17 protein-coding genes are annotated in these 19,168 nt (G+C 39.6%); 13 read left to right on the top strand and 4 right to left on the bottom strand.

Annotated elements, in window-relative coordinates; all coding sequences use genetic code 11:
- The first annotated feature begins 27 nt into the window (after positions 1 to 27).
- Positions 28 to 903 (top strand): helix-hairpin-helix domain-containing protein, encoded by an 876-nt coding sequence (locus M5U24_RS13120; protein ID WP_099325094.1) that lies wholly within the window; start codon positions 28 to 30, stop codon positions 901 to 903.
- Positions 904 to 978: 75 nt separating this feature from the next.
- Here M5U24_RS13120 and M5U24_RS13115 read toward each other — a convergent pair whose 3' ends face one another.
- From M5U24_RS13115 to M5U24_RS13105, 3 genes are all read right to left on the bottom strand, one after another.
- Entirely contained in the window at positions 979 to 2,700 is a 1,722-nt protein-coding gene (locus tag M5U24_RS13115; protein ID WP_298202659.1) for a VWA domain-containing protein, read from the bottom strand.
- 74 nt (positions 2,701 to 2,774) lie between these two features.
- A complete protein-coding gene (locus M5U24_RS13110) occupies positions 2,775 to 3,083 on the bottom strand; it encodes a hypothetical protein (RefSeq protein ID WP_298202657.1) in 309 nt (102 codons plus the stop codon).
- A gap of 972 nt (positions 3,084 to 4,055) precedes the next feature.
- Positions 4,056 to 5,453 carry a sodium:alanine symporter family protein gene (locus M5U24_RS13105; protein WP_099325096.1) on the bottom strand — a complete coding sequence of 466 codons (1,398 nt, stop codon included), beginning with the start codon at positions 5,451 to 5,453 and terminating at the stop codon, positions 4,056 to 4,058.
- 626 nt (positions 5,454 to 6,079) lie between these two features.
- Between M5U24_RS13105 and M5U24_RS13100 the strand changes: the two genes are divergently transcribed.
- Positions 6,080 to 6,841 (top strand): hypothetical protein, encoded by a 762-nt coding sequence (locus M5U24_RS13100; RefSeq protein ID WP_298202655.1) that lies wholly within the window; start codon positions 6,080 to 6,082, stop codon positions 6,839 to 6,841.
- A 278-nt stretch (positions 6,842 to 7,119) separates the two neighbouring features.
- Here the strand turns inward: M5U24_RS13100 and M5U24_RS13095 are convergent, their stop codons facing one another.
- Complete coding sequence (locus M5U24_RS13095) at positions 7,120 to 7,779, bottom strand: protoglobin family protein (protein ID WP_099325098.1); 660 nt, start codon at positions 7,777 to 7,779, stop codon at positions 7,120 to 7,122.
- Between the two features lie 684 nt (positions 7,780 to 8,463).
- Here M5U24_RS13095 and folK point away from each other — a divergent pair.
- From folK to M5U24_RS13040, 11 genes are all read left to right on the top strand, one after another.
- Positions 8,464 to 8,937 carry a 2-amino-4-hydroxy-6-hydroxymethyldihydropteridine diphosphokinase gene (folK, locus tag M5U24_RS13090; protein ID WP_099325100.1) on the top strand — a complete coding sequence of 158 codons (474 nt, stop codon included), beginning with the start codon at positions 8,464 to 8,466 and terminating at the stop codon, positions 8,935 to 8,937.
- Between the two features lie 15 nt (positions 8,938 to 8,952).
- Positions 8,953 to 10,026, top strand: coding sequence for an LptF/LptG family permease (locus M5U24_RS13085; RefSeq protein ID WP_099325101.1), 1,074 nt, complete (start codon positions 8,953 to 8,955; stop codon positions 10,024 to 10,026).
- Positions 10,019 to 10,768, top strand: a complete 750-nt coding sequence (locus tag M5U24_RS13080; RefSeq protein ID WP_164994378.1) for a ComF family protein — start codon at positions 10,019 to 10,021, stop codon at positions 10,766 to 10,768. The genes M5U24_RS13085 and M5U24_RS13080 overlap by 8 nt, the downstream gene beginning before the upstream one ends.
- A 95-nt stretch (positions 10,769 to 10,863) precedes the next feature.
- A complete protein-coding gene (raiA, locus tag M5U24_RS13075; protein WP_099325103.1) occupies positions 10,864 to 11,223 on the top strand; it encodes a ribosome-associated translation inhibitor RaiA in 360 nt (119 codons plus the stop codon).
- 36 nt (positions 11,224 to 11,259) lie between these two features.
- On the top strand, positions 11,260 to 11,730 hold the full coding sequence (locus tag M5U24_RS13070) for a PTS sugar transporter subunit IIA (RefSeq protein WP_099325104.1): 471 nt from the start codon (positions 11,260 to 11,262) through the stop codon (positions 11,728 to 11,730).
- Positions 11,731 to 12,171: 441 nt separating this feature from the next.
- Positions 12,172 to 14,208 (top strand): phosphoenolpyruvate--protein phosphotransferase, encoded by a 2,037-nt coding sequence (ptsP, locus tag M5U24_RS13065; protein WP_099325105.1) that lies wholly within the window; start codon positions 12,172 to 12,174, stop codon positions 14,206 to 14,208.
- A 464-nt stretch (positions 14,209 to 14,672) separates the two neighbouring features.
- Positions 14,673 to 15,437, top strand: coding sequence for a TIGR03936 family radical SAM-associated protein (locus M5U24_RS13060; protein WP_315851727.1), 765 nt, complete (start codon positions 14,673 to 14,675; stop codon positions 15,435 to 15,437).
- 3 nt (positions 15,438 to 15,440) lie between these two features.
- Positions 15,441 to 16,970 (top strand): Rne/Rng family ribonuclease, encoded by a 1,530-nt coding sequence (locus tag M5U24_RS13055; RefSeq protein WP_099325107.1) that lies wholly within the window; start codon positions 15,441 to 15,443, stop codon positions 16,968 to 16,970.
- Positions 16,971 to 17,010: 40 nt separating this feature from the next.
- The gene (gene rplU / locus M5U24_RS13050) at positions 17,011 to 17,325 is read left to right on the top strand and encodes a 50S ribosomal protein L21 (RefSeq protein ID WP_099325108.1); all 315 of its coding nucleotides are present in this window, start codon (positions 17,011 to 17,013) and stop codon (positions 17,323 to 17,325) included.
- A 133-nt stretch (positions 17,326 to 17,458) separates the two neighbouring features.
- The gene (rpmA, locus tag M5U24_RS13045; protein WP_099325109.1) at positions 17,459 to 17,707 is read left to right on the top strand and encodes a 50S ribosomal protein L27; all 249 of its coding nucleotides are present in this window, start codon (positions 17,459 to 17,461) and stop codon (positions 17,705 to 17,707) included.
- An 878-nt stretch (positions 17,708 to 18,585) separates the two neighbouring features.
- Entirely contained in the window at positions 18,586 to 19,077 is a 492-nt protein-coding gene (locus M5U24_RS13040) for a ferritin family protein (RefSeq protein ID WP_099325110.1), read from the top strand.
- Positions 19,078 to 19,168 lie beyond the last annotated feature (91 nt).

Genomic DNA, 19,168 nt, shown 5'->3' with positions numbered 1-19,168 from the left:
GCAAAACCTTTTTAATGTCGGGTCACAATGAACGGACTGATTAAATTGCTCATCAAATCCCTATCCCTTACAGTAGTGTTGGTGTTTGTAGGAATTTCCCTATCACATGCTGCTGAGTTGCAGAAACTCACTAATGCCAAATTGATAAATAACCCGGCAAATGATGGCGATAGCTTCTTTGTGGAAGCTGATGGAAAACCTCTCCATATCAGGCTTTATTTTGTTGACTGTCCTGAAACTTCAGCCGGCTCTAAAAGCGATGCGCAGCGAGTAAGGGAACAAATGCGCTATTTCGGATTGCCTGGCGTAGAACGCACTATTCATTTTGGCAATGAAGCAAAAATTTTTGCAGAAAGTATCCTTGCGAAACCTTTTACTATTCATACAGCCTTTGCAAGTGCCTTGGGAAGGTCAGCCAAAGGCCGCATATATGGGTTCATCACTACATCCGATGGAGATGATTTTGCGAGTCTACTCGTTAAAAAGGGTTTTGCCCGCACTTATGGTATAGGCAGAGAAACACCCGATGGAGTATCACGTGCTGAAATGATTGAAAGACTTCGGGATCTTGAGATTTCGGCCATTTTGAAACGTGTTGGTATTTGGTCGGTTTGTGACCCGGATCAGATTGCTGAACTTCGTTCAAAGCAACGTAGTGAAGATCAGGAATTAAAGGAATTACAAGGCCAGGTTAAAAAAGCACTCTCCCCCCAAAGCTTGCTTGACCTAAACACTGCCAGTAAAGAAGAGCTTCAATCTATCAAAGGAATCGGTCCTGTTCTTGCAGAAAGAATTATAGCCGGTCGCCCCTATAGAGCCGTAGATGATTTGCTAAAAGTGAAAGGAATTAGCACTAAAACACTTGAAAAGATTCGTCCTTATGTTGCGGCAGGTAAAGAGTAGAGGAAAAACAGTCCCCAGTCTTCAATCTGCCGACTGTATTAAAAATTTTGCCAAAAAATGCAAAGAAATTACTGATTATGGTATCCATTCAACGGCATTTCCAACGGAAATGATGGTAGAAAAATCTTTTGACTGAGATCTTTTCCCCTCCTCATGAAATACTTGCCCCATATCATAGATTGAATTATCCAATTTAAAAGGAATGGCAAATCCTTTCTCATTAATATCGGCAACCACTATCTTACAAAGAGTTCCGAAGTCTCCAAATTCAAGGTTATAGCGGGGGTCTGTTTTGTCCGGGGATGATAGACGGTACCAGCCATCAGGATCTTTGCTTAATATCCAATTTTGGCAGAGTCCACCATCATAAGATGATGTAAGTATCACGTTATAAGGCTTCTCCAGCCCTATCCAAAAGCGAAATTCATTGATATACCTTGGTACATGTTCGCACCATATAAATATTTCTGCCTGATTATATTTAATAACAGAAGGTGTGGAAAAGCGTATGATTCCTTCTATAGTCCTCCCAAAGATAGAAGAAGGTTCTACTTCGTCATGCAATAAAGGTGTGCCGGTAATGCCACCGTAAGTAATTTCGTTTTTTACAATAAATTTTCCATCCTCCGGTTTTTTGGGAGTAATATATTTTATTTTATATTGACCTTTTATATCTTTGATTGTTTGTTTAAATCTTTCTCGGAATACGGCTATATTTTCAGCATGAACATAAGTACCTCCGGTTTCCAGTGCGATATTTTTTAACACCTCCTCTTCGCTGCCTCTCCCTATTCCCAGTATATAGATGTGAACGTCCCTCTCTTTTGCCAGGGATATAACATTCCCGGGAGTACTAAAACTGCTGTTGTCAAATCCGTCAGATAAAAACACGAGGGTTTTAAAAATATCTGGGTCTGGTTTTTCCGGGAATTGTTTTAATCCTTTTAGCACCGCATCCCAGCAACTCGAAAAATCCCGGTAAATCTTGCCGGAACTAAACTGGCTAACGGCTTCTATGGCGGCATTCTTATACGTCGTAAAATCTTGTAGAATTGCAGGAGGTTCATCGGGTCTATGGAACTCAACCACACCTACCTGATGTGTATCATTAAGACTTTCTATTAAATCTTTAGCGCTTAGTGCCATCCGGGTAATATCCCCGTTCTTTTCATACATTGATGCTGAATAGTCCAGAACTATCATAACCTGTAATTGAAAATCGTCTTGTGTGTAAAGAAGTGCATGGCTCTCCAGATAATCAATCTCCGTTCCGTTTTCCCAAATCCTTATGTTTTTCCGGACAACTTTATTAGGGTCAAATAAAATAGCGTGATTGCTCTGGTCTCTTAATGAGAATATAAATTGTATCGTGTTGGGAATCTGATGGTCTGTTGTTTGATTTAATATCTTTATATTCCGAACAGGCTGTAGGATCTTTATGGGACGGACTTCATCAAATAATGCCGGATTTCCGGCATCTTCTACCCGAATTGCATAATCATCCCCCTCCCGGATAAAATCATCAACTTTCCAGAGAAATGATCCTTTGGAAGTATCATCTTTCCTGAAATTATAATTGTCCGCAATGGTTCCAATTTTTTCTTCTTTTGAATAGAGAAAAATGTTTACACTTTCGCTTACGCCTGAAGTTGCCGTCCATTCTATTGACCTGTTATCACCTACGGATAATGAAGTGCTTGCTGCCGGAGATATAAGGGTTAATCTTTCTTCACTTTTTTGCACTAGTATTCGAACTTTAGCATCCCCTGCATTTGTGAAAATCCTTAATTCATCCATAGAACTACCATAGGACATCAAGTTTCTATCTATCTTTACGCTAATTTTTCCCGGGGTTTCCTTTATAGCGCCGGTTACAGGTTTAATGGTAAGCCAATGGGGGTTTTTTTGTTCTCGATTTCAAAATTTAGATTTTTAACGTCCGGACGAAAAAAGCCTTCAGCCTTTGCCGTATTTTTAATAGTAAATTCCATCTCTGTTTGTTTGTCTCCAAAATTCAAACTGATTGGAGAGATTTCAAGTATTGGCGGTGCATCTCTGCGCAACAAAATAATCAGTATTGCAATAAATATTAAAGCAATGGTAATGTAGATAAATTTTTTTTTCTTCTTTGTCCTATATGGTTTTTTCTTTTCGCTATTATCTTTCGGTATATATGACATTTTTTCAAAACTCCTTTTCTTTATCAATTTTTTAAACAATTATTCAAAATTATTGAATCATTGTAACTATTCAGCGTAAACATTACGGCTGCACCCCCGCTTGTTCTCAAACCCTGTGTTGAGCCTGCCGAATTATCAGTTTGGAAACACATTTATCTGGGAAACTCCGGTTTTTCATACGGGTTAAGGCTTGCAAGCCATGGTTTAACGTTTAGGAATTTCAAGGTTAGGACTGAAAGGCTGTTAGTGTATATAGCCAGGGGTGCAGTCCTGGTTATATGCTTTCTGCTCTTCAGGCCTGTTGTATTTCGGTTGCTTAATATATTACTAATGAATAGTTTCGAATTGTTTTATATTCAATATTAAGCTTGTGCCAAACAATATGGGAAATAGCCACTCTCTATCAAATAATATTAAAAATATCATCTATCCCTCAATATACCTGTATAGGCTCTGTTGAAAAATCCATAGTTGCCAAAATTTTTAAAAAATTCTATTTAACCATACTAACAACTTATGGCACATGTTTTTTTAAACTGCGGAAATTTCGACGTTATCAATTGAGTTCGCCATTGTAATTATTAATCATAAATTCTGCAATCGATTTTTAAGGAGCAATAATCCGCCATTTACAATGTCCCCGGCTGACAAAAAACAATGGAAAAAATCGGAATTACGCATTTCCATCATGGTTGCTGCTAAATCAACATCGACAAACTTCTCTTTAAGCCTGTGTTCTGAAGTTAGGTTGCTTTTGGCAGTAATTTTTTAGAGATAAAACAAATTTTGGGGTCAAGATAAAAAGAAGGCGAATCGGTGTTCAAAGAAACGGCATGATGAATTAGAGAGTGGCAATGCAGAATAGGCAATAAAGGCTGTAAGGATATTGTTGTCTTATACTCCATGTTCCGGAAAAAAATTACTAAGTAAATCGTAAATCAAATGCTGTAAATGTTCACGTTGGGTTTCGATCTAATTTGCCGGAGCATCTAATCCTAATGACACCACCCTTTCTTTTGGGGACTTCATCCGTCTGAAATAATCCTTCGCAAGAGAAGCAACTACAGGGGAAAGCACCGTAAGCGCTATAAGATTTGGCGCTGCCATAAGGCCGTTCATAGAATCACAGAAATTGATAATGGGGTCTATTTTCACAGTGGCGCCAAGGAGGATGAATCCAAGGTAGCTTATGCGGTACAGATGAACGGCCTTCTTTCCAAAAAGGTAGTCTGCTGCACGGTCGCCATAATACGACCACGAAATCAGGGTGGAAAACGCAAAGAATATGATGCTTGCGGCGACAAACTTCGCGCCTATATTGTTGCCAATGCCCATCGAAAACGCCATGCCGGTTAATTCACCTTTTACATGACATACCTCATGGGCGCCTGTTACAATGATAACGAGTGCCGTCATGGAACAAATACAAATAGTATCAATAAACGGGCCAAGCATGGCGACAAGCCCCTCCCGGATAGGTTCCTTTGTCCTTGCCGCCCCGTGCGCAATCGCGGCGGAACCAAGTCCCGCTTCGTTAGAAAAAAGCCCCCTGGAAACTCCGGAGCGAATCACACTTCCAAGTATACCTCCCGCTATCGACTCAGGGGCGTGGAAGGCATAATAAAATATCGTATACAATCCGGAGGGAACTGCTGAATAATGTATGCCTAAAATAATAATCCCGCCGATAACGTAAAAGATACACATAAATGGAACAATCTTTGAGGCCACACGTCCCACACTTTTAATCCCGCCGATAATTACAAGACCCACCAGTATCGCAATAATAAACCCCACAATGATATTAAACAATAGGTTTGGCTCGCTGCTGCCACGAATAAGTTCGTTCAGGCTTACCACAACATTATTGATCTGAAACATATTTCCGCTGCCAAAACTTGCCATAATCGCAAAGAAGGCAAATAACACCGCAAGCCATTTGAATTTTGCTCCCATGCCAATCTCAATAAAATGCATGGGTCCCCCATGCGCCTCTCCGTTTTCATCAATACGCCTGAAATGCACGGCAAGCGAACAGGAGGTAAACTTTGTCGCCATGCCGACAAGTGCGGTAATCCACATCCAGAATACGGCGCCAGGCCCTCCCATCAATATTGCTGCAGCTACTCCGACAATGTTCCCGGTGCCAATGGTCGCGGAAAGGGCTGTGGCAAGCGCCTGAAAGTGGGTAATTTCCCCCGGATCCCGCACATCATCATAGTTACCCTGAAGCACTTTTATTCCGTGAGTGAACCCCCTGAGCTGAACAAACAATAACCGAAACGTTAAATACAGTCCTGTCCCCACTAGGAGCGCCATAAGAGGTAAGCCCCATACATAACCGTTAAACGTCTCAAGGCATTTTCCCATTGTTCACTCCTCATCCTAAGCTGGCATAGCCAGCACCAAAATAAGCAAAAAATATGAAATACGAAACAAATTCCAAAATCCTTCCCCCTTATCGCCTCCAAAGGGAGACAATGTCCCACGCTGGCTGGGGTGCAGAGGGTGGATTCGTATTTTCGGATTTCACCATTAAAAATTTTGCAAAAAAATGCAAAGAAATTACTGAAGCACAGGGTTAGCGCGTGTACAACATTTTACGTCCTTATCTTCTATGCAGGCAAATGCTTCGCCCCCCCCTGCCTGGATGTTTTCATTGTGTTTTTAAAAGGAATATGGTAAAAGTCCCTAATTATTAGTTATTTTATTATAATTTGCAAAAATAACTAAAAAAAATTTGCGTATGCGTATGAATCGGGTCAATGCCTCATCCCCTGAAACCAGGCTGACTATAAATAATTTCTGTTTACGCGTTCGTTTTTATAAAAGCAATGCGTAATCGCCTCAACCCTTTCTAAACACAATAAACCATGAAGATAGAATGGATTAAACGTATAACTCCTTGCCTACCAATAATTTTTATTTTTGGTTGCAGCGCTTTGCAAAAACAAAGCATTTATGATGAAACGCGGTCACAGATGCTGGAAAAAAGAATGAATGATTTGTCCAAATCCGTCACCATTCTCGTTAAAGATGTAAACATGATACATAATGAAATAGAGATACTCGCAAACAGCCAGGATGCTCTTATGCAAAAAATTAGCTCCGTGGAAGAGGGAGTTGCTTGCCTCAGCAAGAGCTTTCCAGACTCTTCAGACACAAGTGTCGGCGGTTCAGAACATAATCAAATTTCCGGAGGACGAAAGGAAGCAGATGTTAGTTACAATGATAACGCAGGGCACAGGCGCACATCTGCCCCTGACGGGAGTATCCATGACGAAACAATTCATGCCGTTGTCAGAAACATTGCCGCGGGTTTCTGGGACGCATTGTTAGAAAATAACCTTGACACCGCAAAGACTTTTGCAACCATGGCAAGCGGGAAAAATTTGACCATCAACAAAAATATAGATGACAGTAGCAACCATGTAACTTTTGGAGATATCGTTGCTGACAATGATAAGGCAACAATAGAAACCATGTTGAATACACAAAAGGATGGATCCCAAATAAGTATTCCACTGCAAACAATCCTTGTTAAAGAAAAAAATCAATGGAAAGTGGATGCCGATCTTACCATGATGTCTGTTTTTGGAGGCGCTATGGGAGAAGTCATAGAAGGCATTGGAGAGGCAGTGAAAAATAGCGGTGAAGGTATGGGCAGGTCTCTTGCTGAAGGCATGTCAAAAGAATTAGAAGATATGGCAAACGGCAAAGAAAATATGGGGCAACAGGGCGCAACGCCGGCACCTTAGTCGGCAACAACAGTCGGCAAATTGCAGATTGAGGATTGCAGACTGAAAACTGTTCTCATGCCTGCTTCTGGCGTGCCATCTTATAGGGGTAAGAGGCATTTGCCGGGAATGGTGTCGCGGGTTGCAGTATTTTACGAGGTTCCCTTGTCCATACCGGCAAATGCATTGTCCCTTACACAGGTCTGTAAAACTTTGTTCTTATGGAGATATTTCAAAAAACGAAGTGGGTGTCACAATCCTGCTCTCCGTATTTCTTTTGCCTTTACAACCAGCCTACATTACATCCATGGCGCGAAATAATCAATATGATACACATCAATTATCAACCAAAACAGCTTTGTCCATGCGGTAGTAAATTTCTGTAGTTTTTCCGGTTCACTTTTATATGCCTCTGCCAAAAGGTTAAACAAGTATTGATGAATGTACCCCCAGAGTGCCAGGTTTAGTCTCATGGGTATGTACAAATCCTCATTTCCAAAGATCGGAACATGCACTGCGCCAACCCATCTCACATAATTCCAGAATTCCTCATCCCACTTGCATTCAACGATTTTCAGGATAAATATTTTTTGTCTTGCCCTTCGCACCTTTACGTATTCATCAGAGATATTCCCTGTTTCATCCATAAACCATCTTGACAACCATGGGTCATTAACCAGTTTTTCCCAATAGATATGATCAAGGATTTTCTCCAGATTTGGCGCAACAAATTCCTCTACCGATTGCTTAATCGCCGCAGTATCCTTGTCATTGAAATCCAGGCATTTCGACATATATTCAAATCGCTTCATTATATCCATACTCGTATCCCTGTAAATATTCCATGCATTATTAAATGCCGGCACATCCAGGATACGGGATGATTTGCCTGTCGATCTTTTATTTTTTGCTTCCATTGGAAAAGTCTTCATCCACGCTTCTGCCATTGCTGTTGCCATTACGTTACGCTCCTTACAACTAAGTTAAAAAAGTAAATAGTCCAAATAATCTCAAATAACAAAATAACCTTTCCACTGAATCTCTTCCCACTGCACCTCCTGATTAGTCTAAAATGTAATATAAATACGATATCTGCGTTTTGTAATAAGCAATCATCGTGCCTAAAAAAATCCATATTTTTGCCGATTTCTTAACTTAATAGCTACAAAAGATTTACGGATGTAATCCTCTTATGGCAGGCATAGTTGATTATTTAAAACACCTAGGGGAAAAACAAAAGAATCGAAATTTTTTCGGAGAATGCATTCCGGGATAAAAAAACAGCGAAATAATTTCGCTACTCCTGCCTTCTTAATTGGTGCTGTTTTCATAGGGTACTTTTTCGGTTTTTTGAAAAAGGCAATTAGTGAATATTTGTAACAATTTAGTTTTTTGAAAAAGGCATGAGATTTTGATGTTTTTATGAAAACGCATGAATAAACTTTTGATACGTGCTGGATTTTGTTAACATTTAAAGCAATTGAAAAAGGCATTTTGCTTTACCAGCGGTTCTTATATCAAAATAACGACCCACAGAAAGGTTGCATGGCGTTTTCCTGCAAAGGTATCATAAAAAGCATGGAAACATTCTTTCTCCGTTTTTTTAGGAGAGTAAATAGAAAACGGAAACGGGAAATAATAGGGTGCTTGAAACGGTATATATTGCTTTAGGTGCGAATTTGGGCAATAGGGAGAGAAATTTAAGGAACGCTTATGAGTATATGAGTGCGTCTGAAGATATTCACACCTTAAAAATTTCGCGCTTTTATGAAACAGCCCCTCTTGGGGGACCTCTACAGCCGATGTTTTTAAATGCGGCTCTTGAATTGCAAACATCACTAACACCCCACCAATTGCTGGAAAAACTTCAGCATATAGAATTGCGTATGGGCAGGATACGTAAGGAAAAATGGGGACCTAGAACCATAGATATCGACATCTTGCTTTTTGGCGACAGAATTGTGGAAGATGATCAACTAAAAATTCCTCATCCCTTGATGCATGAAAGAATATTTGTGCTGGAACCTCTCGTTGAAATAGCGCCAGATATGGTACATCCCGTTTTAAAAAAAACAATACTTCAGATATATCAGGAGTTTAAAACTTTTAACCAATAAGGTTTGCGAAATTACATGTTTTCAAGGCTGGACAGATACCTGTTAAAAGCGTTTTTCCCAACATTTTTTTTGTGTCTCCTCATTATTTCAGGCACATATGTTATTATTGACCTTCTTCAAAAGCTGGATGATTTTTTGGAGATGGGAATAAATTCATTTGGCGTTGCATCGCGTTATTATGCCTACCTCTTTCCGGTGATAATCACGCAATTTTTTCCTGCCATTACTTTAGTTGCGGTGGGCATTGTACTGGTCAGACTATCCAGAAACAAGGAAATACTGGCGATGCAGGTTGCGGGAATTTCACTATACCGAATATTGCTGCCCATATTTGTCGTGACGGTGTTTATGGGGTTTGCGTCGTTTGGCGATCAGGAATGGATTGTTCCCCGGTTTGCTGAAAAATTGGAGGCTATGCAGCAAAATACCTTTGATAGCGACGTTCAACGGAACCTGCTTGTGCATGATGATGAAAACAATGCATTAATCAGAATATGGAAATATAGTAATAAAACGCAAAAAATGGATTCTGTGTTTATCCTTTCGCGGGATGAAAATGGAAAGAAAAGATTCACCCTTAATGCAAAGAAAGCGGAATGGATTGGAAATAACACGTGGGTATTAAGCAAGATATTAAAACATGTTTATGACGAACGGGGGAGATGGGTGGCTCCGGTTCATCGGTTGGATACGCTTGAGTTCGTATCCTCCGTAACTCCATTAGAACTTGGAAAGAAAAAATTAGATTCCAGTTTGTTAAGCCTTGAACAGTTAAATGAATTATGCGAAAAGGAACCCGATAATCCGAAGAATAAGGTATTGTTTCATTCAAGAATTGCCTATACGCTTACGCATATTGTGTTGCTTTTTTTGGGAATACCTCTTGTTGTTGGGTTTGAAAGAATGAGTAAAAACATTTTTTTGCGCGTAAGTTTGTGTATCCTTGCCTGTGGGGTGTTTTATGCGGTGTCTTTTATTTGTTCCAATCTTGGCAATACGGGAATGGTTCACCCCGTATTGGCGGCATGGATGCCCATTGTACTTTTTGGGTCTGTGGGAATATTCTTTTTTGATATGATGAATGCTTAATGCGATTAATAATTATGTACAGGCATTATTAGACGTATTCTATCCGCGGATTTGCCTCTATTGCCATAGGAATATAAATTACCATTGCGAGCAGTATATTTGCGGTACATGCAGGAAAAATATTCCATTTGTAAATGAGAGACATTGTATTCGGTGTGGGAGTGTTTTAGGGCAGTATTCCGTCGCGTCTGAGGTAAAAGGCTGTGCTTTTTGCCGGTCAGAGCATCTTTACCATGATTCATTAACGGCAATTGCATATTATGATGGTGCGATTAAAGCTTTAATACATAAATATAAATATGAAAGACAGCGTTTCTTATATAAGGCAATAGGGGACTTTCTGCGGAAAAACAAAAAACTTGGGGAACTTATGCGGGAAATAGATATTATTGTACCGGTACCCCTTTATTGGCGAAAGAAATTGCAGAGAGGCTTCAATCAATCAGAGCTTATAGCGCGTGAAATTCATCGGGCTTTTTTAACGCCTTTCTCCGTAAATAACCTTATCAGAATCAAAAACACTACTTCACAAACAAGATTATCTAAAAGCAAAAGATATTCAAATGTCCAAAAGGCGTTTTTTATTAAAAACCCGGCAATAATGAAGGGAAAAAGGGTATTATTGGTGGACGATGTTCTCACTACTGGCTTAACCATGCGTGAGTGCGCAAAAAAACTGAAAAAAACAGGGGCCAAATCCATACATTTGTTTGTTTTTGCAATTGCAGAGTATAAGAATTAGGTATTCTGCTTTAATTTCCTTGACGGAAAGTCTTATATCAGTAAAATGTAAAGGTTTTAAGTGAATATTTTTTATTTAAAGAAAGGAATTGTGCTTTGGATAATATAACAATAGTTGCCAGACATTTGGATATTACGGAAGCAATAAGAAATTATGCCTTGCAAAAAGCTGAAAAAATAAAAAAATTTTTCGAATGGATTTTGCATGTACAGGTAACGCTTGACATAGGGGGGGATAGCAGCCATCTTGTCGAAATGGTTGTCAATGTTTCAAGAGGACCCACGATTGTGGCAGAGGCGTCAAATACAGACATGTATCGTTCTATAGATATTGTTGTGGATAAAGTAGTTGCGCAATTGAAAAAACACAAGGGGAAAATAGAATCTAAAATTGTTCGTCAAAAGAAGCATTCTATTGGAGAAGTCGCAGAATCTGAAGGCAAACAAGAGGTATAGAGGTATAAAAGAATACTTATTGGGGGTGCAAGGGTAATGAAATTAACTGATTTTATTGTATCTGAGGCGATTATAACAGAAATACAGTCCGTTGAAAAAGAAGCAGTCATCAGGGAGATGGTATGTGCTCTTCGTGATGCGAAAAAAATCGATGCAAAAGATGTTGGAAGGATTATTGAAGCCCTTATGAAAAGGGAAGAATTAGGAAGTACGGGCATAGGCAAGGGAGTGGCCGTACCCCACACAAAGCATGAAAGTATAAAAAATGTTATAGGTTCTGTGGCCCGTTCTGCAAAAGGGGTCGATTTTAATGCATTGGACGGCGAACCAGTATTCCTGTTTTTTTTGCTGCTTTCCCCCACCGATTCCACCGGGTCACATCTCGCCGCTTTAGAGAAAATATCTACCGCAATCAGAGATGATGATTTCCGTCGCTTTATGCGTGAAGCAAAAGGCATTGAAGGGATGGTAGATACACTGAAGGAAGTAGACGGTATTCAGGTGTAATACTCAGCAGGGTGCTTTTATTCCTCAATACCCACGCTGGCATAACCAGAACCAAACAAGTACTAAATAAAAAATACGAGGCACGAGGCACGAAGCACGAAACAAATTCCAAAATACAAAATCCCAATGAACAAAACCGTAACACTTTAGTTTTTTGAAAAACCGGGTTTTTAAATAGTTGAAATTTAGAATTTGTTTAGAATTTCGTATTTAGCTTTCGGGTTTCACCATTAAACATTTTGCCAAAAAGCACGCACTGACGAATGGAAGTGTGCAAAGAAATTACTGATAAGCTATTATGGCGAACGGCTGTCGGACTAATTTTTTGCATGGCGACGGACAAGCTATCGCAAGAGTGAAAGAGCATTATTCTCCTGTTTTTCAAGCATTACCATTTATTTAGATACAGTATTTTATTGTAGTTTTGTAGAGAAGCGTATAATGGATTTTTTCTTTGTAAACTCCAAAATATCTGAACGGAAAGTGAAGATATGGAATTCAAATGGCCTGCACGCGCGGCCTGCAACCAAATTTTCCGAAATTGCCAATAAATATACTTCTGAGATACGCGTGGAAGCAAAGGGTAAAAATATTGATGGCAAAAGCATCATTGAGCTTTTAACGCTTGGTGCGGAAAATGGCACGGAGTTATTAATAAGTGCGAAAGGGGTGGATTGTGCAGAAGCGCTGGACGCTCTGGAAGAACTGGTGAATAGCAAGTTTGAAGAAGAATTTATGGAAATCCGAAAAGGCATAGCCGTTTCACCGGGGGTTGTGATCCGGCAGGCTTTTTTGTTTGAGAGCGAAGGCTTCCGGATACCACGCCACGTCATAAAAAATGAGGCAGTTGAAGATGAGGTTTGCAGACTCGAAAAAGCGATCGATGCCTCTAAAAAAGAAATAGAGGATTTGGAAAAGAAGGTTTCTGAGAATTTAGGTTCTGAAATAGGGTCCATTTTTGGCACTCACAGAATGGTTTTGCAGGATGCACGGTTGAAAGATGAAATTATAAAACGGATTCGGAAAACCAACTTTACGCCTGAATTTGCAGTTTCTCTCGCCTTGCGTGTATATATCAGGAAATTTCAGGATATTAAAGATTCATACCTGGCGGAAAGGGTAACAGATATCTTTGATGTTGAACGCCGTCTTTTAAGAAATTTGTTGGGTGAAAAGAGGGAAGAACTTAAAAATCTTGAGGAAGAAGTAGTTTTAGTGGCGCACGACCTTACCCCTTCCCAAACGGCCATGCTTGATCCTCAAAAAGTGAAGGGTTTTGCCACCGATGGCGGAGGACGTACTTCTCATACGGCAATCGTTGCGCGTGCATTGGGGATTCCTGCAGTGGTAGGGCTTGGCACTGTTACCTCGGATGTTTTTGGAGGTGATATCGTAATTGTAGACGGAAACCGGGGATTGGTAATTGTCAGGCCAGACGATGAGACGTTAGCAACGTACCAAAGTAAGGTAAAGAGTATCGATGTTTTTGAGAAAAAACTGGCGATAGAACTAAAAGACCAACCTTCCACCACGGCGGATGGAAGACATATTTCCATTTTCGGCAATATTGAATTTCCACGGGAAATAGGTGTAAATTTAAACTACGGTGCGGAAGGGATAGGCCTTTACAGAACGGAGTTTCTCTATTTGAATTCTCCAACGCCTCCGACAGAAGAGCAGCATTTGGAGGCATACACTACCGTTGTTCAGGAACTAAAGGGAAGACCTGTTATCATCAGAACGCTTGATTTAGGTGCAGATAAGCTGCCATACCTGGAACATAGAAAAGAGGGAAATCCTTTCCTTGGGTGTCGTTCTATACGTTATTGTTTTGAAAACCCTTCCATATTTAAAATACAGCTTAGAGCCTTGCTGAGAGCCTCTGCTCTGGGAGAGGTGAAAATATTGTTTCCCTTAATTTCATCCATCCAGGAACTGAGACGGGCAAAACAGATGGTGTATGAGACGATGGAAGATCTGGACAAAGAGAATATTTCCTTTGATAAAAACGTCAAAATGGGAACGATGCTGGAAGTCCCCTCTTCTGTTATGATTTCAGACATGTTGGCAAAAGAATGCGATTTTTTTAGCATAGGCACAAACGATCTTATCCAATATTCTTTGGCGGTTGATAGAAACAACGAACGGGTGGCATATTTATATTGTCCTGTACATCCGGCGATTTTAAGGTTTTTGAAATTTGCGATAAAATCTGCACATGAAAATGATATTCCTGTTGGAATTTGCGGCGAAATGGGAGGGGAACTGGAATATACGATCCCCCTTGTAGGGCTTGGTCTGAAAGAGTTTAGCGTCGCTCCCGCAACAATCATACCCGAGATGAAAAAGATTATCCGGTCTGTTTCTTTTGAAGAAGCCAGGGAAGTGGCGGAAACTGTATTTAAGTTTGACAATCCGGAAAAAACCAAAAAATATCTTAATGATTTTGTAAGAAAAATTTTACCGGAAGTATATTAATACTTTATCAGTAATCTCCTTGCACACTTCCATTCGTCAGTGCGTGTTTTTTGGCAAAATATTTAATAGTGAAACCCGAAAGCTAAATACGAAATTCTAAACAAATTCTAAATTTTAGTAACTATTCAGCGTAAACGATACACGGCTCGTTCCCAAACTCCAGTTTGGGAATGCATTTGTTCGAGAAACTCCGGTTTCTCGCCTGTTTGCTGATAGATAGGGAATAAAATCACAGGGTTAAGACAGTTTGTAATTCGTCAAGTCTGACACGCACTGGAAACAAAGTTTCCAGTGCAATTGTGTTCCCAAACTGTGGTTTGGTAACGAGTTGCGCTCTGATCTCCGGTAGTTTAATAAATTACGCTGAATAGTTACAAATTTTAACTATTTAAAAACCCGGTTTTTCAAAAAACTAAAGTGTTACGGTTTTGTTCATTGGGATTTTGTATTTTTGAATTTGTTTCGTGCTTCGTGCTTCGCGCTTCGTGTTTCGTATTTTTTATTTAGTACTTGTTTGGTCCTGGCTATGCCAGTTTAAGAATGTATATCTTTACGGTAAAGTTGTTTTTTTCACCTCACTGTTTTATGAAGGATGGCTGGCCATAGGAGAAAAAATACGCATTCGTTTTTCCAAATCGGGGGATATTCGGTTTATTTCCCATAATGATTTGATGAGAACCATTGAACGGATAATACGAAGAGCAAATATCCCCATCGCAATGTCCAAAGGTTTTAATCCTCACCCAAAAATATCCATGCCGTTAGCGCTTGGTGTTGGCATGAGCGGAGAAGATGAAATTTTGGAATTGGAGTTGCTCCATCATGAACCGCTTGAGTTACTGGCGGAACGGTTCCGGAGGCAATTGCCGGAAGGGATTCGCATTGTTTCGGCCCGGCAGATACCGCTATCGGAAAGAGGCGCTGTTGATAATGTGACATATAAGATTATTTTTAAAAATAAAGATATTCTGCAAACCTTAAAAATTGAAGATTTCTGGAATGAACATTCTATCGTAATAAAACGCATGAAAAAAGAGGTGCAAAAATCCGTAGAAATCAGATCTTCTGTTCAAAAAATCTGGCGGGAGAACGAAGCCCTGTTTTTAACTTTCCGATTGACGCCGGATGGTATGCCGAGGCCTGAAGAAGTCGTAAGTGCCCTTGGGGTCGATATAAATAACGAGCTTTTTGAAATTATCAGGACGGAAGTGGATATCTCTTCTGTATAAAGAATGGAAAAAACAACGAAAACGAAAACAAGGATGCTTATAAATGCGATTGAACCTGAAGAGTGTCGTATCGCTATATTAGAAAACAACATTCTTGAGGAATTGTATATTGAAAGAAGCTCACGTGAGCAGATTGCAGGGAATATTTACAAAGGAAGAGTGGTTAATATAGAACCAAACCTGGAAGCGGCATTTGTTGATATAGGGCTCAAAAAAAACGGATTTCTCCATGCTTCGGATGTGTTGGTTCCGTCAGAAGGAAAGAATCAGGGAGAAGAAGCGGATCCCCCCCCTGTAAGACACCATCGGATACGCGATGTTTTGCAACAAGGTAAGGAGATACTTGTTCAGGTAACAAAGGAAAGCCTTGGGACAAAGGGACCCAGTTTGACCACCTATATAAGTTTGCCGGGCAGATATCTGGTTTTAATGCCGGAAGTAAAGCGTTACGGCGTTTCCAAGAAAATAACCGAGGAAGAAGAGAGACAAAGGTTAAAGAAAATCCTTGAAAGCTTAAATCCCCCGAAGAATATTGGTTTTATAGTTCGAACCGCCGGTGTACAACAAACAAAGAGAGAACTACAGAAAGATTTTCATTATCTGTTGAAACTATGGAAGAATATCTGTAAAAAGTCGAAAGAGATTGACGCGCCAGGCGTAATTTATCAGGAAAGCGACCTGGTGATTCGCGTAATTCGTGATATATTTAGCCAGGATATAAATGAAATCATTGTAGATTCAGAATCTGTTTTTAAGAGAACACGAGAGTTCCTGCGGATAATAATGCCTAAATATGAAAAACAGCTTAAATTCTACAACAAAGAGAAGCCATTATTTCATAATTTTGGAATTGAAAATGCCATTGAAGAAATAAACTCGCGAAAAATTCCGTTGCTGCATGGCGGATCAATCGTTCTTGAACAGACAGAAGCATTAGTTGCGATTGATGTGAATAGCGGTAAATATAAAGGGAAATGCGATCCCGAAGAGACGGCGTTCAGGACGAATATGATTGCGGCAAAAGAAATTGCACGCCAAATAAGACTGCGGGATTTAGGGGGAGTAATTGTTATTGATTTTATCGATATGCGGAATGAAAAACATATCCAGGCGGTTGAGAAGGCAATTGCGGATTCGTTGAAGAGGCATCGCGCAAGAACAAAGATGCTGAAAATGTCAAAATTTGGTACAATTGAAATCACCAGACAGAGAATCCGGCCAAGTCTGAGAGACGTTTTGTTTGAAGAATGCAAATTTTGCTGCGGAACAGGCTACGCAAAAACAGTAGAATCTCTGTGTTTAAATATCATGAGAGATGTAAAATTTGCTTTACATTTACCTCAAGTCGTAAGGATTGAAATAACTTCAAATAATGACGTAGTCGATTATTTACAGAATCAGAAAAGAAAACAAATGGCGGAGATTGAAGATGCGTATAACAAAAAAATAGTTATTTTTACCGATACAGCAAATGAATATGGCAAAATAGATATTCGTTATTTTGATAATAAGGGTGAACCCGTTACCGTATAATTTTTAATTCAGTTTTAAGACAAGGAGGAGAAATAAAGAGATGTATGCTATTATAAACGACAGGGGCAAACAATATAAGGTGAGAACCGGAGAACAGTTTTGTATTGATTTAAAGGCGGATGCCAAAGTTGGAGATGATCTGGAGTTTGACAATGTGCTGGTTTGTTCAGATGAATCCGGAAATGCAACATTTGGAAGCGCTGCAAATGCAAAGGTCGTTGCGGAGGTAAAAGGTGTAATAAAAGATAAAAAATGCGTGACGATAAAGTTTCGAAGGAGAAAAGCGTCTATGAGAAAACGCGGACATCGTGAGAGATACACAAAGATCAAGGTAAAAGAGATAATTGCCGGGTAGCAATCCGGGAAATAGTGCAGATACTATTTTAATACACGGGAAGTACATTTTGTATAAACGTAGTTTTTCAGGGTGGCGCGGACAACATGTTTGTCCGTGTCTGCCCGTATGGTTAATTTAAGAGGAGAAAAAAATGGCACATAAAAAAGGACAAGGTTCTTCAAGGAATGGAAGAGACAGCAACCCCCAAATGAGAGGCATTAAAAAATTTGGCGGCCAATCCGTGATAACCGGCTCAATCATAGTTCGTCAATGCGGCACTAAATTCAGGCCAGGCAAAAATGTGGGACTTGGGAGAGATTATACGATTTTTTCCATGATAGAAGGCGTGGTGAAATTTGACACGAAACGCCGTATAAGTGTATATCCTGCCACTAATTAAATAGGCTGTTTATTTTCACCATAAAATCAATTTCTCCATTTCTTTTAGATTTGGAGTGGTAATATAGTATTACTCTGTAAAAACGTACTTTCTTGATAATAGTTTGCCCACCCCTAAGCTGGCAAGCATGAAATCCGAAACAAATTCTAATGACGAACTGATTTTCGCACTCGTTCCCAAATGCTACAGCTTGGGAACGAGTGTTTAAACAAGCACGAAATCCGAAAGAAGTATTCGTTTAGCATTCCAAATAAATTCCCTGAAAAACAGTGACCATATCATATCCACTTCCGCGATTATCATAATTAATCACTTGGGCACTTTTTGACAAAAAAGGTAACTATCCGGCGCGATTTATTAAATTACCGGAGATCAGAGCGCAACTCGTTCCCAAACAGATACTTCACTAAGTTCAGTACAAGGTTTGGGAACGAGCCGTGTATCGTTTACGCTGAATAGTTACCAAAAAAGGCACTTCAGCCGTTCTGGATTTTAGTTCGCAGGATTAAAGTAAAGTGTCCCTGGAATTACCTTCCCATACTGGTCACGGACTTTACGGTATCCACCATTTCATTTCTTTTTTATTGTTAACGGGCATTTTTTTTCTCAAAAAATTCATCTTTTAAAAAAATCCATTAAAATGGTATACTTCTAACAATTAAAATTAAGATGCAAAATATAATTGTAAGCAACGCCTCAGTTTTTTGAAAAAAACCATTAATAGCGATGTTTGCCGCAATAATGTAGAGGCGAAGCATTTGTTATAAATAAGTTCATACCCAAACGGGCAAATGCTTCGCCCCTACTTTTTCAAAAAACCAAATTGTTGCAATTGTATTTGATCTCCTGACAAATTAACTCTGTATTTTGGGGGAAAAATGGTAAATGAGAAAAGCGATGTATTGAAAAAAATACTCGAAACTGCTATTGTGCAGGAAAACAAATCTAAAAAATTTTATTTGAAAATGCGGGATCAAATACAAAATGAAGATGCCAGAAAGCGTTTAAAGCTGATGGCTGACTCAGAACAAGAACATGAAGAAATAGTTACTTCCTGGTATGAAGAGGCATATGGAAAAACATTTGATCCTGAAAGTACCACTTCGCATGAAAACAGACTTGATGTACAAAAACTTGACGACAATGCAGCGCTCATTGATGTTGTACGGCTTATTGCGAAGGCGGAAAATAAGGCATACCAATTTTACAAAAATGCCGCTTTTACCGCCAAAACACCGGAAGAAAAAAAATTATTTGAAACCCTTGCCAGCGCTGAACAAATGCATGCAGATCAATCTTTGACCGAGCTGGATATGCTTGCCGGCGAGGAATTCTTTTTTTCAGACGAGGAGATCCCCTGGGAAATATAAAACAATCGTGACACTTTAGATTTTTGAAAAACGCAAGAACGCAAGAACGAGAGGCAAGGATGTCCGCCGTCCCTATATCGGGCGGCAAACA

The organism is Candidatus Kuenenia sp., assembly GCF_027493735.1.
Lineage (GTDB): Bacteria > Planctomycetota > Brocadiia > Brocadiales > Brocadiaceae > Kuenenia > Kuenenia stuttgartiensis_A.
This window is presented reverse-complemented; position numbering and strand designations above follow the sequence as displayed.

Bases quoted from the DNA above. Each gene is read 5' to 3' on its own strand.
- M5U24_RS13095 (WP_099325098.1), bottom strand. From the start codon at position 7,779: ATGGCAACAGCAATGGCAGAAGCGTGGATGAAGACTTTTCCAATGGAA.
- rplU (WP_099325108.1), top strand. From the start codon at position 17,011: ATGTATGCTATTATAAACGACAGGGGCAAACAATATAAGGTGAGAACC.
- M5U24_RS13115 (WP_298202659.1), bottom strand. From the start codon at position 2,700: ATGGATGAATTAAGGATTTTCACAAATGCAGGGGATGCTAAAGTTCGA.
- M5U24_RS13080 (WP_164994378.1), top strand. From the start codon at position 10,019: ATGCTTAATGCGATTAATAATTATGTACAGGCATTATTAGACGTATTC.
- M5U24_RS13100 (WP_298202655.1), top strand. From the start codon at position 6,080: ATGAATGATTTGTCCAAATCCGTCACCATTCTCGTTAAAGATGTAAAC.
- rpmA (WP_099325109.1), top strand. From the start codon at position 17,459: ATGGCACATAAAAAAGGACAAGGTTCTTCAAGGAATGGAAGAGACAGC.
- M5U24_RS13105 (WP_099325096.1), bottom strand. From the start codon at position 5,453: ATGGGAAAATGCCTTGAGACGTTTAACGGTTATGTATGGGGCTTACCT.
- M5U24_RS13055 (WP_099325107.1), top strand. From the start codon at position 15,441: ATGGAAAAAACAACGAAAACGAAAACAAGGATGCTTATAAATGCGATT.
- M5U24_RS13070 (WP_099325104.1), top strand. From the start codon at position 11,260: ATGAAATTAACTGATTTTATTGTATCTGAGGCGATTATAACAGAAATA.
- ptsP (WP_099325105.1), top strand. From the start codon at position 12,172: ATGGATTTTTTCTTTGTAAACTCCAAAATATCTGAACGGAAAGTGAAG.
- M5U24_RS13110 (WP_298202657.1), bottom strand. From the start codon at position 3,083: ATGTCATATATACCGAAAGATAATAGCGAAAAGAAAAAACCATATAGG.
- M5U24_RS13040 (WP_099325110.1), top strand. From the start codon at position 18,586: ATGGTAAATGAGAAAAGCGATGTATTGAAAAAAATACTCGAAACTGCT.
- M5U24_RS13120 (WP_099325094.1), top strand. From the start codon at position 28: ATGAACGGACTGATTAAATTGCTCATCAAATCCCTATCCCTTACAGTA.
- M5U24_RS13085 (WP_099325101.1), top strand. From the start codon at position 8,953: ATGTTTTCAAGGCTGGACAGATACCTGTTAAAAGCGTTTTTCCCAACA.